Origin of the sequence: Streptomyces cynarae (assembly GCF_025642135.1) — a bacterium.
GTDB classification, from domain to species: Bacteria; Actinomycetota; Actinomycetes; order Streptomycetales; family Streptomycetaceae; genus Streptomyces; species Streptomyces cynarae.
The window spans coordinates 3706778-3720854 of record NZ_CP106793.1; the positions used below are offsets into that span (position 1 = coordinate 3706778).

Below are 14077 nucleotides of genomic sequence, written 5' to 3' on the forward strand. Positions count from 1 at the left end.
GTCATCCGGGTCATCCTCTGGCGAGCGCGGCGTCGCGGTGCTTGACGTAGACCGCGGTGGCGTCTCGGCCCAGGTCCGCCCAGGGGTACTCGGACGCGAGGTTGCCGAGCACGCGGAAGCAGGCGGCGGCCCGGGGCAGATCCCCCATCAGGGAGAACAGCGCCGCGAAGTAGCCCGCGACGGTGATCCAGCCGTAGCCGCGGTGGAAGTGAGGGTGGAGCACGGACCGCTCGGCGGCTTCGACGAGTTCGGTGCGCACGGCGTCCTGGCGCAGGTAGTCCTCGCGCTCCTTGCCCTTCAGGACGAGCCAGTGCTCCATGTGCGCCTCGGCGACCATCCCGCCGTTCATGGCCCCTTCGGGCGCCTTGACCAGGCATTCCCGCGCGAAGCCGTGAACCGCCTCCCAGCTCCCGCTCCACTTGGGGCACAGCTGCTGCAGCAGCCGGCCCTGCGCGGTGAGGTGGTTCGGGTGGTGTGCGGCCAGCCGGTCGTACCGGCGCCGCGCCTCGTTCTGTCCGAGTTGCAGCCCCATGGCCGTGGTGAGGCGTGAGGCCCAGGCCGCGTCGAACGACGGGTCGAGCGCGGTGGCCCGGATCAGATGCTGCTCGGCCTGCCGCAGGTGCGCGTGCAGCCCGGCGAACTGCTCGCGGCTGACCTGCTTGGCGGGCGCGGCGGTACGGATCTCCCAGCCGATCTTCACCTCGCGGCTGCCGAGGACGGTGAGCGCGAGCACGTCGTCGGGCGCGGCGGCGAGGAGATCACGCATCCAGTCCTCGACGCCCTTCACGTCGGCCAGCACCCCGACGGCGAAGCTGCGGTCCGTGCCCTGCGGGAGCCCGTATACGTACTGCCGTATGGCCGCCCAGTCCCACGCGGCGGCGGCCTGCCGCAACCAGGCGGCCTCGGGGAAGGCGGAGGCGACCTCGAAGTCGGGGGGCGGCAGGGAGGGGGCGGAGGGGTGTGACATGGCCGGATACTAAGCGAGGCCTGTGACAACGGGATTCGCCGGGGATGCCCGGCCCGCAGCGGGCAGAGACTCGACCGCGTCTTGACCGCTGCCCAACCATCCGGCCATCTTCCGTTAACCGGGCCTCCATAGCCTCCGCGCGTCTTGATCACCTGACGTGATCCGCGCGGCGCTGTCGTCGGCCCTGCTCACCCATGCACCACCGAGTGACTCCACAAGTGCGACACACAAGCGCATCCGACGAGACAAGGCCTGGTGGACGCTCTGCGTTTTCCCGATCAATCCACTGGAAACGCCTGCAGCGCCGACAAAATCTGCCTGCTGTATTCGTCACAAGCGTTCAGCAGCTCATGTCCCTCAGCAGAGGAGAGCACATCCTCACCCTCCGGCGCAGCCAGGATGGCCTTGTGGCAGACACCCTCGACTTCAAGGTTTCTACTGCCGAAATAATCGAGGCCGTAGGATCGGAGGCGATCGTCGATGCCGGCAAGGTAACGCTCATGGATCGCCTCTCCCTCGACCACAGTGAGCGAGCTCTCCATGTATCTGTCGAGATAGTCAGCCAGTTCCCGGGCGAGATAGATGACTGTCTCGGTTTGGACCTCGGTCATCTCTCCCAGCGCTTCCGCAAGCATCAGCCAGCCGCTGATGGCTTCCAACTGGAAGCTCTCAGCGAACTCAGGTTCGATCTCGGATTCGAACAATGGAGCAGCGGAGAGCTCGGCGATGGCCTGCTGCAGATCCTCATTGACGTCTCCGTCCAGGTGTGTCTCACCGCTGCGGAGCAGAGCATCGACCGCCGCAGGATCAACCCCCCAGCCTTGCGGCATCTCGAGGAGGATCAGCGGTGCTTGCAGTCGACGCAGAGCCAGATACGCCGCCTGATGACGCTGCCCTCGCCGCATGGCACGAATTCGCGCTGACAGCGTTTCGTCGTCACGCCAGTCGGATTGGCCCGCCATACAACTCACCGATAACCCATCGCCGCCAGCGACGGCACCGGTGGTGGTGCGAAGGCGCATTCTTCGTCGAACGGCTGCCGTGTCCGGAGGCAGTGGTGGAGCTGGCCGAGGAAGCGGTTGAGCAGGTGGCGCTGGTAGATCACCTCCCCTTCCTCTTCCTGTTCTGAGCCAGGCGCCGATAATAATCCACGCGCTCGTCGTCGATGTCGACGACCTCAAGAATCTCGACCGCGATTTCACTGTCCCCGGTAAGCGCCTCCCGGAAGATCAGCGGAAGACCTTCCCTGGCGCGCAGCTGACATTCCCTGTCCAGGTGCGTTCGCCCTCGCGCTGCTTCCGAGGGGTGTGCTTCGCCCAATACGACACTGCCCAACATGGCCAAGAGGTAGTTGCGCGACGTGTCACACAAGGTATCAGCCAAGGCGGCAAGGATGACGCTCACTGCCGGAACCGCTACCTCGAAGAGTTCTCCCTGGACTTCAAGGTGTCCTTCCAGCTCGGCTCCGAACGTCTCTTCCGCACTCTCCGCCTCGACCAGACGCTCAAATATCTCTGGAATGTGTTCAGCGGTCCCGCCGCAACCGCACCGAAGCTTCCCCCAGTCAAACCGACCCAGTTCGGCCCGCACGAGCCTGCTTACGGGCATCCGCTGCCTCCCTTTCTCCGGTCTAGCGTATGACGCCCTCGACAAAGTTCTGCTCCGGGAACATCCCTTGACACGTCTCGCACACCTCCTTGTCGCGCCATATCTTGCCCAGCCCGTCCTTGAAGTCATCTCTCGCCAGAGCTCTGGTGAAGATCGTGACTTCGGACCGCCAACCGGTGCTCACCAATATATTCGGCTCAGCGCAGTTACCCAGCCCGGAGCATGTGACGGCAGCTTCACCTGTTTCAGTGTTGACGGCGCCGACCCATGTCTTCTCCTTCAGCTTTCCAGTGGCGGCATCAACAGCGTCCGAGAGCATCCCCTGGGCTTCCGAAACGCGCTCGCCGAGCGTCCACGGCCCACTCGGGACGCCACTTCGGATCAACGGCGGGCTCGTACGATCCTTGCCGACCTTCCCGCGTGTGCCGGCTTCAGGCCTGAGGTCGGTTGCTTCTCCGTTCGAGTCGACCTCGAATCGCGGCCCGCCCTCGCCACAATTGTGGACGAGGACTGGCGTGTCCCCGGCCTCCACGTAGTACGTATGGAGGGTGCCGATGGTGAGGTCGTAGGTCGTGGTGTGCGCGTGGTAGAGGCGGACACCGGTGACCTGGGCCGTGCCGGTCGGGGTCTGGAGGACGTCACCGGCCTTCAGGTCCTTGGCTTCGACGAACGCCGACTGGGTCTCGTCGTAGAACGGGTGGTGGAAGGTCGTCGTCAGGTGCGCGCCCTGCGCGGCCTTGTCACCCCTGTCGGCGTTGGCGTGCTGTGCGGTCGGCACCTGGCTGACCGCTGCCACCGGTGCCGTTGCCGACCGGTCGGCGTGACCGTGGCCCGCCGCCAGGGCTCCCAGTACCGCAGCGGAGGCCGCCAGACCGAAGGCCGCCTTGCGGGCCGCCTTCTTGGCCAGGGACTTGGCCCCGGCCTTCAGGCCGGCCTTCGCCCCGTCCTTCATCGCTTGCTTGGCGCCGGACTCGGCCGTTGCCTTGATCGTCAGGTCGACGAAGTCGTGGTCGGTGTAGGTGACGATGACCGCGGTGACCTTGTGAGCCTCCGAACCCGTCACGCCCGGCACCGAGTTGGCGATCGTGTCACCGACCTTCACCTGGTCGATGGCCTTGGTCGTCCCGTCCGCCATGAGGACCCGGGTGGAACCGGTGAAGCTGTGTGGTTCGCCTGGCTCGCCCCTCTTGATCGGGCAGGCTCCGCCCGACTCCTCCGCCGGCTCATCCGAATGCGACTGAGCCTGAGTCCCGGCCCCCTCCGACTCCGCCGCCGAAGCCGCCTGGTCCGTGGCATCGGCCGCCGCTGAATCAGCCGCCTCCGTAGCCCCCTTGCCGAACAGGCCGCCCACGACCGACATCGCCTTCGGTGCCACCTTGGCCAGCAGCTTGCCGCCCAGTTCGCCCAGCGCGCCGCCGGCCGCGCCGAACGCCGCGCCCTCCAGGGCCGAGCCTGCGAACGCGCCCACGCTGCAGTCGCCGCCGCCGTTCTGCGCGCACTTGAAGCCCTGCTCCACCAGGGAGCCGGCCGCGCCCGCCATCGCCGCGCAGCCGATCGTGCCGACGCCCCATGTGGCTGCCTCGCAGCCGGCGAACACCGCTGTGGAGACCACGAAGGACGTGATCGCGGCCGCGTGGTGTTTCACGTACGTCGCCGCCGTCTTCACGGCCGAGACCGTCGCGTGGTACGCCGTCCTGGCCACCGAGGCGACCTTGTGCGCCGCCTTCTTCACCACGCTCACCGCTGCGCGCACGTAGTGCCTGGCCGCATTCACCGCCCGGTGCACCACACTCGAGACCCGGTGATAGGCCGAGTGCAACGCATGCACCACATGGCCATACCAGCGTCTGACATGCCGTGCGGCGTAGTAGTAGACCCGCCGCGTGTAGCGCACCGTCGCCCGGTACACGTCCCGCACGTGGCTCACGAACCGGTGCGCCGCGTGCCTGACCGCGCTCACCGCGTGGTGCACCACCTGCCGCGCCCGGTGGTACAGGTGGGTCGCCGCCTTCTTCACCGCGTGCCAGGCGCTCTTGGCCTTGCTCACTGCGTGCTTGGCCGCCTGCACCTCGCACGACCCGGTCCACCAGGAGCAGTGACCGGACGGGTCCGTGCCCTCCATCGGGTTGTCGGCGACGTACGCGAACGGGTTCGCGGCCGCCGAGTTCGGCGCCGGGTTCGGCGAGAAGCTGTCCTTGTTCAGGAACTGGCCGGTGCCCGGGTTGTACCAGCGCGACGCCGTGCCGACATCACCCGAGCCGGGCTCCGTCCAACCGGACTGGAAGCCCAGATGGCCCGTGATCGTGTTCGTCGGCGAGACCACCTTGCCCAGCGGGTCGTACGACACCGAACCCGCCAGCCCCGTCGCACCAGAGGTGAACGTGCCCACCACGTCGTTGTGCTGGTCCGTCAGGGCCAGGACACCCGTGCCGCCGGCCGCCTTGATGCCGATCAGGCCGCCCGTCGGGTCGTACGTGTAGGTGTCGTCGCCGTCCGAGGCGATCGTGTTGTCCGCGCCCGAGTACTGGAAGGTGCGCGACGACCCGATCGTCGTGTCCGTGTCGGTGATGTTCCGGCCGGTCGCGTCGAGCGTGTACGACTGCGTGCCCGCGACGATCTGGTCGCCGAACGCGTCCGTCCTGAACGCCATCGTGCCGCTCGCCGACGACTGCTGCGTCATCGTGCCGCGCGCCGAGTAGTCGTAGGAGTTCACTCCGTCCGACGTCAGCTCGTCACGCTCGTCGTACGTGTAGACGTTCGAGCCGTTGCGGATGCGGTTGCCCGACGCGTCGTACGCGTACTGCGTGGTCGTCGTGCCGTTGTTCCACGACGTCAGGCGGTCCGCCCAGTCGTAGGTGTAGGTGTTCGACGACGCACCCGAGACACCCGTCGTCGTCTTCGACGTCAGGTTGCCGTTCTTGTCGTAGCCGTAGCCGAAGCTCGCCAGGGTCGACGCGCCCTGGACCAGGGTGTCGCCCGTCAGCTCGTGCGCGCTGTTGTAGGTGAACGTCCGCGTCTGGCCCGTCGAGCCATACTTGATCGACGTCAGCTCGTTCAGTTTGCCGTAGGCGTACGTCAGGTGCGTGCCCGTGGCGGCGTCGTCCAGGGAGGCCAGACGGCCGGCCGAGTCGTAGCCGTAGTTCGTCGTGCCCGCCGCGTCGGTGCGGGAGAGCACCTGTCCGTCGTCGTTGTACGAGAAGCTGGACGAGCCCGCCGAACCCGACGCCGTGAGCAGGTCACCGCGGTCGTCGTAGGTGAACGCGTCGTGCGTGGCCGCCTGGTGGTCCACCGCCCCCGTGTTGCCGGCTTCGGTGGTGTCCGCGCTCAGCACCCGGCCGTCCGCGTCGTACGTGAAGCTGCGGGTGGCCGTCGCCGCGTCCGCGCCGGTGCCCGACATCTGCTTCAGCTGGCCCAGCGAGTCGTACGTCATCGACGTCGTCACGCCGCCCGGCTGCGTCACGTCGGTCAGCTGCCCGTCCGCGTCGTACGCGTACGTCGTGGTCGAGTCCGCCGCCGCCGTGTACTTGGCCGTCGTCGGCTCGATCACCTTCTCCTGCTGGCCCCACGGTGTGTACGTGTAGCGCCAGGAGTTGCCGCGGCCGTCCGTGAAGCGCGTGCGGTTGCCGGCGGCGTCGTAGCCGAACGTCGTGGTGATCGACGTGGACGCGTCGACCGGCTGGATCTCCTGCGTGAGCGTGCCCGCCGCGTCGTACGTGAAGTGGCTGGTGTGGCCGTTGGCGTCCGTCGCCGAGATGACGTTGCCGTTCCCGTCGTAGCTCTGCGACGTCTGCGCCACCACGTTGCTGCCGGCGTCGTACTGGGTGCTCTGCACCGGGTCGCCGGAGGCGTCGTAGTCCGTCTCCGACGAGGTGCCGTCCGGCAGGACGGTCTTCTGCCGGTTGCCCTCGAAGTCGTACGTGTACTGGGTGGTGTTGCCCGCCCCGTCCGTCACCGAGGTGATGTCACCGGCTCGGTTGTAGCCGTACGAGGTCTGCACACCGCCGGGTGTGGTGGTCGAGGCCAGGTGCGCGCCGTAGGGGTTGCCGGACGTGACCGCGTACGAGTTCGTGGTCGTCAGCGTCTTCGTCGACGGGTAGCGCTCCAGCGTCGACTGCGTCAGCTGCCGGCCCAGGAAGTCGTACGTCGCCTGGGTCTGCGCGCCCGTGCCGTCCGTCGCGGACAGCTCGTCGCCGTTGGTGTCGTAGGTGGCGTGGGTCTTCGTGCCGTCCGGCTCGGTGATCTGGGCGACGTTGCCCATCTGGTCGTACAGGTACGACGTGGTCCTGCCGCCCGGCGTCGTCACCGACGTCTGGTTGCCCTCACTGTCGTACGTCCACACCGTGGTGCCCGCGTTCGGCGTCGAGGCACCGGCGGGGGTGTACGGCGGCAGGGTCTCGGAGACCTTGTTGCCGACCGCGTCGTACGCCGTCGTCGTGGTCAGGCCGTTCGGGTCCTGCTCCTCGACGGCCTCACCGAAGGTGTTGAAGCCGGAGGTGGTGACCGGGTGGACGGTGACCGGGTTGGTGCCGTCCGCCTCCGCCTGCACGGCCGGCGCGGTCGTCACCGCCAGGTTGCCGGCCTCGTCGTACTGGTAGGTGGTGGTGTTCTGCTCGGCGTCCGTCATGGACGTCGGCAGGCCGCGCTTGTCGTACGCCCACTTCGTGGTCTGCTCGTCGGACGAGCCGACCGTGCCGCCGGTGCGGCCCTTGCCGTACAGCGAGGAGACCTCGGAGGCGGACAGGGCGCGCGGATAGGTCTGCACGTCGGACACGGCGCCGGGCAGCAGGTCGGTGGCGCTGCCCGCGTACTTGTCCTGACCGATGGTCAGCGGGCCGGTGGCGCTCCACGGGGTGGTGTTGCTGCCGCTGCCGGCGAGGGCGCCGTTGACGTACAGCTTCACGGCGCCGGTGGTGGAGTCGTAGACGCCCACCAGGTGCGTCCAGGCCCCGCTGGTCGGCGCGGAGGTGGAGTACGCCGCCGGGAAGGAGGGGCTTGAGGCGTCCTTGCTGGTCTGCTCCATGCTCCACAGCGGGGCGCTGGTGTGCGCGTAGTTGTACTGGAGCATGAACGCGCTGTTGGTGGTGCCGGTCTGCGCCACGACCGTGGCGTTGTGGGTCGGCAGCGAGCTCATCTTCACCCACGCCGAGACGGTGTACGACGTGGTGGTGTCGAGCACGGGCCCGTTGGTGGCGATCTGCTGACCGGTGCTCCCTGCGAAGTTCGCGGCGTCGTCGCTCCAGGTGACGCCGGTGGCCTGCGCGGTGTTGCCGCTGCCGGAGGCGTCGGTGACGTTGGTGCCGGAGGTCTGGTTCAGCTTCCACCAGCCCGCGGGGTGACCGGAGGCGTCCCCGTACAGCGTCTCGCTGAGCAGGTTGCCCATGTCGTCGTAGGTGCTGGTGACGGTGCGGTCGTAGCCCGAGGAGTCGTGGTCGTTCTGGCTGGCGACCTGGTCGTCCGGCGTGTACGAGACCGTCGTGACACGGTCGACGCCGGTGGGGTCGATGGTGGTGGAGGTGGTGCGGGAGGCCGGGTCGACCGTGTAGTCGGTGACGTTCTCGCCGTTGTCCGTCGTCTTGGAGACGAGGTTGCCGGCGGCGTCGTAGGAATTCGACTCCAGTACGTAGCTGCTGGAGCCGTCGGCGCTCTTCTTGGTCGCCGTCGCGAGCAGGCCGTCGTCGGTGTAGGTGTACGACGTGGTGCTGCCCATCGCGTCGGTCACCGAGGCGAGGCGTCCGGACGGGTCGTAGGCGCGGGAGGACTCGATGAGCAGGCTCGGGGTCCCCGGATTGACCGGGTCGCCCTTGTACATCAGGCCCTGGGTGAGCAGGTTGCCCTCGGCGTCGTACGTGTAGTCGATCTCGTTGCCCGCGCTCGAGACCTCCTTCGTCTTGTTGCCGGAGGTGTCGTACGAGTACGTCGTGGTGTTGCCGTAGGAGGCGCCCGCCGCGACGTTGGCGTCCGACTCGGTCGCCACGTGGTCGTAGTCGTCGTACGTCCAGGTCTTGGTGCGGGCCTGGTCGCCGCCGCTGCCGTCGGAGACCGTCTGCGAGGTGACGTTGCCGTCGTCGTCGAAGACGGTGGTGGTGACGGCGGAGTGGGTGGCGCCGGTGACGCGGTCGGTGAGCTGTGGGTCGTGCTCCTCGGTCACCTGGCCGGCCGCGTCGTACTTGTAGGTGGTGGTCAGGCCGCTGGGGTAGGTGTCGGAGACCACCTTCTGGCTGGTGACCTGTCCGAGGCCGTCGTAGGTGTACTGGGTGACCAGGCCGATGGCGTCGGTGGTGGAGGCCACGTCGCCGTTGGAGAAATAGGAGACCTGGTTGACCGCGCCGCCGGGGCTGACGGTCTTCACCGGCAGGCCCTTGGGCACCACGCCGCCGTCGGCGGACGGGTAGGTGCTGGTGCCGTCGCTGTAGACGGTCGTGGTGGTGCGGCCGCTGGGGAAGCCGGGGACGGCGGGGCCGGTGATGGCGGTCTGGTTGCCCGCCGAGTCGTAGGTGTACGACGTCAGGTAGGTGTTGTCGGTGGCGGACGAGGAGCGGCCGTCCCGTGCGGTCAGCACCTGGTCGTTGCGCGGGTCGGCGGTGGTCAGCTGGGCCGTGGTGTCGTCCGGGTAGTACGTGTAGTACTCGGTGTTGCACTTGTTCGCGGCCTGGTCCTGGCAGGTCGTCGAGGAGACGATGTTGCCGCGCACGTCATGGCCCGTGACGGTCATGGCGCCGTTGGGGTCGACGACCGTGTGCTCGAAGCCGGCGGTGTCGTAGCCGAAGCTGGTCCTGTTGCCGAGGGCGTCGGTCTCGGTCAGGGCGCGGTTGCCGTGGGTGACGTCGTAGGTGTAGGTGAGCGTCGCGTTGGTCGGCGTGGTCACCTTGACCGTCTCGACGGGCAGCAGGCCGGTGGAGTTCTTCGCCGCCTGGAACTGCTCGTTCACATCGCCCGCGGACAGCTCGGACCGGTAGGTGGCGACCTCGGCGACCGAGCCGTTGAAGTAGGTGACGTAACCGGTGTTGGACGTGGTGCTGGCGTGGGCCTCGTCGGGCCAGGAGCCGCCGATGTAGCCCGCGCCGACGGAGAGGTACGGCTGGTTGCTCATGGCGGCGGTACCGGTCTGGGTGCCGACCAGCGTGTCGTCGAGGTAGAGCGACTGGCTGGTGGCCGACGACGACAGCACCACGTGGTGCCACTTGCCGTCGGTGACGGCGGCGGAGGAGGCGAGCGGTTTTCCGGCGCCCCCGGAGAACCAGAACTCGCCGTAGAGCTTGCCGCTGCTGCCGACGTACAGCACGGGCGTGTAGTTGCCGGGCGTCGTCCCCGAGCTCAGCGGATCCCGCGAGGTGCCGAGCAGCACGCCGCCCGCGGTCGAGGTCTTGAACCACAGGCCGACCGACTCGGCACCGGACCCGGGTACGGCGCCGCTCGGCAGGCTCACGTACGAGGTGCTGCCGTTGAAGGACGCCGTGGTGTGGTCGCTGAACGGTCCCGAGGCGCCGAGCGTGACCGCGTTGTAGGTGCCGGTGCCGCCGCGCACCTCGTTCAGCGCCTGGGACGCGCCGGCCGCCTCACCGAAGCGGAAGTACTGGTTCGGGGCGGCGCCCAGCACCGCGCCGCGGTAGGTGTTGCTGGAGCCGGCGACCGTCGGTGCTCCCGGCTTCCACACGCCGCCGTTCTCGTCGGTGAGCTGGGTGAGGGTGGTGGTGGCCGGGTCGTACGTCATCGCCGCGAACGTCTTGCCCGACGGGCGCGTGATCGAGGTCAGCAGGCTGGTGCTGTGCGTGCCGTACTTGTAGAGCTCACTGACGTCGGCGGCCTGGAGCGGGCGGCTGTACCAGGCGGCGTCCGCGATGGAGCCGTTGAAGTAGGTGGGGTAGCCGTAGCCGGAGGAGGTGGAGTAGTTCGGCTCGTCGGGCCAGCTGCCGCCGAGGAACCCGGTGCCCAGGTAGTTGAACGACTGGTTCTTGCCGAAGGCGGTCGCGCTCTTGATGGAGACGGAACCGGTACGCGAGCCGACCTTGGTGTTGTCCAGGTACAGGCTCTGGGAGTTGCCCGCCGCGGACAGCACCACGTGGTGCCACTTGCCGTCGGCGACGGAGGCGGTGGACACGATCGGGTTGACGCCGCCGCTGTACCAGAACTCGGCGTTCAGCTTGCCGTCGGTGCCGACGTAGATGGACGGCGTGTAGAAGCCGGCGGCCTGGCCGGAGCTGATGGGCTGGGAGGCGTAGGAGTAGATGACGCCGGGGCCCTGGGAGGTCTTGAACCACAGGGAGAGCGCACCGGAGTCGGTGTCGTTGCCGAGGTTCTTCGGCAGGGAGATGTCGGAGGACGTGCCGTTGAAGCCGGCCGCCGTCGCCGAGGAACCGGTCAGCGGACCGGGCTGCCCCAGCGTCACGTTCTCGTAGGTGGCGTCCGTGGTGCCCTCGTTGGCCAGGACGCTGTCCTTGGCCGCGGTGCCGGAGGACTCCGACAGCGGCCAGAAGGTGTGCGGGTCCAGGTCGAGGGCGGCGTTGCGGTAGCCGGAGCCGCTGGTGTAGCCGTACGTCGTGCACTTGGTGGAGGACACCGGCGAGCAGACCTTCGTCAGCTGGTCGCCGCTGTAGCCGTAGGTCCAGGTCTGGACGGTGGAGGAGTCGCCGGAGGTGACCGGGTCGGTGACCACGGTCGCCACGTGGGCGGCCTGGGCGCCCGTGGGCGTGGACCAGGTCAGGTTGAGCGAGCGGCCCGAGACCGCGGACGTCATCTTGGTGATGTGGCCGCTGGCCCAGGTGAAGTTCACCGACCGCCCGTTGGCGTCCGTCACCGAGGTCAGGCCGTAGGCGCCGGAGCCCAGGGACTGGGTGAAGGTGTAGACGGTGTCGTCCTTGTCGGTGAGCGTGTAACCGCCGGTGACCGACGTGAAGGTGGCGAAACGGCCGTTGCCGGGCGTGAAGGTGCCGTCGCTGTTCTTGCCGTAGCCGACCTCGGAGCCGTCGGGGTAGGTGACGTAGACACTCGAGACCGCGCCGGAGGCGGTGTACTGCTCGGTGGCTTGGGCGTCGAAGATGCTCGACCAGCCGGCGCCGAACGCGCCCGCCCAGCGCGGGTCGCGGGAGTTGTAGTCGCGCTCCACGTCCAGGGACGGGCCGACGGTGGAGATCGAGGCGTCGGTGTCGGACGTCGTGTAGTTGCCGATGGACGCGTCGAAACCGTGGTCGCTGCTGTTCTGCGACAGGCCCGAGGTGATCACCCGCTGCGGCACCTCGATGGCCATCGCGTACGGGGTGGCCGTGGAGTAGAGGTTGGTGGCGGAGTCGTACGCCTGGACGGCCCAGGTGTAGCTCTTGCCCCAGGCCAGCTTCCCGGCGGGGACGGTCCAGTCACCGGTGGCGAGCAGGCCGGAGTCGGCGACCTTGGCGCCGGTGGAGTCGAAGACCTGGAAGAGGTACTGGTTACTGCTGCCGCTGCTGGAGTTGGCGCCGCCCGCCCACGCGGTCAGCTCCGGGGTGGTGGTGTACTCGACCGCGTTGTCGTTCGGGAACTGCTCGTACAGCTGGGGCGCGGTGTTGCCGGTGTAGGTGACCGACAGGACCGGGCCGTAGCCGGGGTCGTTGAACGAGCCGAACTGCTTCCAGTGCAGGTTGTCGGTGGTCGACGCGTACACCGCCAGGCCGTAGTCGGCGGTGGTGCCGCTGAACCAGCCCTGGATGGCGGAGGTGGACAGCGAGACGGTCACGAAGTCGCCGACCGTGCGGTCCGCGGCGGTGTTGGCGCAGGCGTCGGGCACGCTCGGGGTGGCGTTGCCGATGGAGGAGCCCTTGGACGGGCCGGGATAAGCGGTGACCGACTCGGGCGTCCAGGAACTGGTGACGAGCGCGACGTCGAAACGTTCCGCCGTGCAGGTGGAGGCCCAGGTGTCGAACAGCTTCAGGCTGGCGGCGGTGACGGTGTTCTTGCTGTTGTCCCAGGCCGTGTCCCAGTGGTTGACGAACCCGATCGCCGAGTGGGTGCCGGAGTCGTAGGAGCCGGCCTTGATGGTCTGCTCGTAGGAGTGGTCGCCGGGGGCGCCGGACTCGGCGTAGGTGGTGGTCCAGCCGTCGGTGACGGTCGGGTCGACGGTGACGGGGAAGACGCGGTGCGTGTCGTGCAGCCAGCGGCTGTCCAGGGTCACCCGCAGCGCGTAGCCGTCCTTGTCGTGGACCAGTTCGGTGGTCACGTCGTGGGTGGTGGCCGGGTCGCCGGAGCGGCGGTTCACCTTCGAGTCGTACGCGTACGCCGGAGGGATGCGCTCGACGGTCTTGCCGGCGGAGTCCTTGAGGTCGATCCAGCCGTTGTCGTGCTGGACGGGGGTGAGGCCCTTCAGGGTGAGCGGGAAGGTCCAGGTGTTGCCGGCGTCCGCGGAGTGCAGGACGACCGACTCCTTCACGCCGGTGGCGGTGGGCGCGACCTTCAGGTCGGTGGCGTCGAGGACACCCGCGAAGGTGACGGTGGAGCCGTGTGCGGTGCCCTCGACGGGAGCGGCGCCCTTGAGGGCGTAGGCGACGCGGTGGCCGGAGTCGGTCGCGAGGGAGGCGAGGGCGGGGTCGGTGGCCCTGGCGCCGAAGTCGACGGCGAGGGAGTTGGCCTTCTCGTGCCAGCGGCCGTCCGGGCCGGCCCGCACGTCCACGTCGATCGGCGCCCATCTGCCCTTGCCCACCTGGTAGTTGACCGGTGACAGGTGCATCTGACGGGTGATCGAGCCGTCGGCGTTGTCGTAGACCGTCGCGGTGCGCGAGGACTTGACGGCGTCGCGCTTGCTGGTCCGGGGGTTGAAGCTGCCGCCGCGGCTGCGGCCCTGCTTGATGGCGGGCTGGTGCGGGTGGTAGGCGGCCAGTTCACCGCGCCCCTTGCCGGGTGCGTGGCCCGCGCCCCGGCCGGCCTCGGTGGCCTTCGCCGACACGTGATGGGCACGCCCCGCGGCCGTGCCGGACTGCTGGTGGGGCAGGTCGCCCCAGTGCGGGTCGGTGAACCAGCGCGCCATGGAGCTGAGGCTGAGCTCCGGCATCTGGACCGAGCCCAGCTCCATGCCCTCGGCCATGGCCTGATTCGTCGTCAACGACAGGGCCAAGGCGGCGAGAAGCAGCACGGCGACGCGACGGCGCACTCTGTGGGCACGACGAGCGGGGCGAACCCGGCGGAACGACCGAACGCGCACAGCAACGACTCCAACAGTCAGGAAGGACACAAGAAGCGCGCCGATCTTGCCCGTTGTGAACTTGCCGTGAACAGGTCATGGAAGTGATCTTGCCCTGGTCTTGACCGGTCCTCGATGAACCTGTCCGGGTCGGCCTTGCTCGCCCGTTTGCGTTTTGAGAACTGCTTTACGGGTGGGGGAAGTTCTTGACCCGGGGGTCCGGGGGCCTGGCGTTGGGAGTTCGGTGACGTCCATGCCCGCCGTGCCGTTGCGGTTGGCCCGGGCCAGGCGGGCGCTGTTCCACAGGGCCCGGGCCATGACGGGGAGACCGATGGCCACGGCGAGGTACTGGAGCAGGG

At 68.4% G+C, this 14077-nt stretch carries 5 protein-coding genes; all 5 read right to left on the bottom strand.

Going from position 1 to position 14077, the window contains the following annotated elements; all coding sequences use genetic code 11:
• Positions 1 to 10 precede the first annotated feature (10 nt).
• Complete coding sequence (locus N8I84_RS17075; RefSeq protein WP_263230333.1) at positions 11 to 967, bottom strand: hypothetical protein; 957 nt, start codon at positions 965 to 967, stop codon at positions 11 to 13.
• 278 nt (positions 968 to 1245) lie between these two features.
• The gene (locus tag N8I84_RS17080) at positions 1246 to 1929 is read right to left on the bottom strand and encodes a hypothetical protein (protein ID WP_263230334.1); all 684 of its coding nucleotides are present in this window, start codon (positions 1927 to 1929) and stop codon (positions 1246 to 1248) included.
• A gap of 5 nt (positions 1930 to 1934) precedes the next feature.
• Positions 1935 to 2072 carry a hypothetical protein gene (locus N8I84_RS17085; RefSeq protein WP_263230335.1) on the bottom strand — a complete coding sequence of 46 codons (138 nt, stop codon included), beginning with the start codon at positions 2070 to 2072 and terminating at the stop codon, positions 1935 to 1937.
• Entirely contained in the window at positions 2069 to 2575 is a 507-nt protein-coding gene (locus N8I84_RS17090) for a hypothetical protein (protein ID WP_263230336.1), read from the bottom strand. Before N8I84_RS17090 ends, N8I84_RS17085 begins: the two co-directional genes overlap by 4 nt.
• 22 nt (positions 2576 to 2597) lie before the next feature.
• On the bottom strand, positions 2598 to 13622 hold the full coding sequence (locus tag N8I84_RS17095) for a LamG-like jellyroll fold domain-containing protein (RefSeq protein WP_263230337.1): 11025 nt from the start codon (positions 13620 to 13622) through the stop codon (positions 2598 to 2600).
• Positions 13623 to 14077 lie beyond the last annotated feature (455 nt).

Excerpts from the sequence above, each read along its gene's own strand:
- N8I84_RS17090 (WP_263230336.1), bottom strand. The coding sequence starts at position 2,575 with ATGCCCGTAAGCAGGCTCGTGCGGGCCGAACTGGGTCGGTTTGACTGG.
- N8I84_RS17080 (WP_263230334.1), bottom strand. The coding sequence starts at position 1,929 with ATGGCGGGCCAATCCGACTGGCGTGACGACGAAACGCTGTCAGCGCGA.
- N8I84_RS17075 (WP_263230333.1), bottom strand. The coding sequence starts at position 967 with ATGTCACACCCCTCCGCCCCCTCCCTGCCGCCCCCCGACTTCGAGGTC.
- N8I84_RS17095 (WP_263230337.1), bottom strand. The coding sequence starts at position 13,622 with ATGGCCGAGGGCATGGAGCTGGGCTCGGTCCAGATGCCGGAGCTCAGC.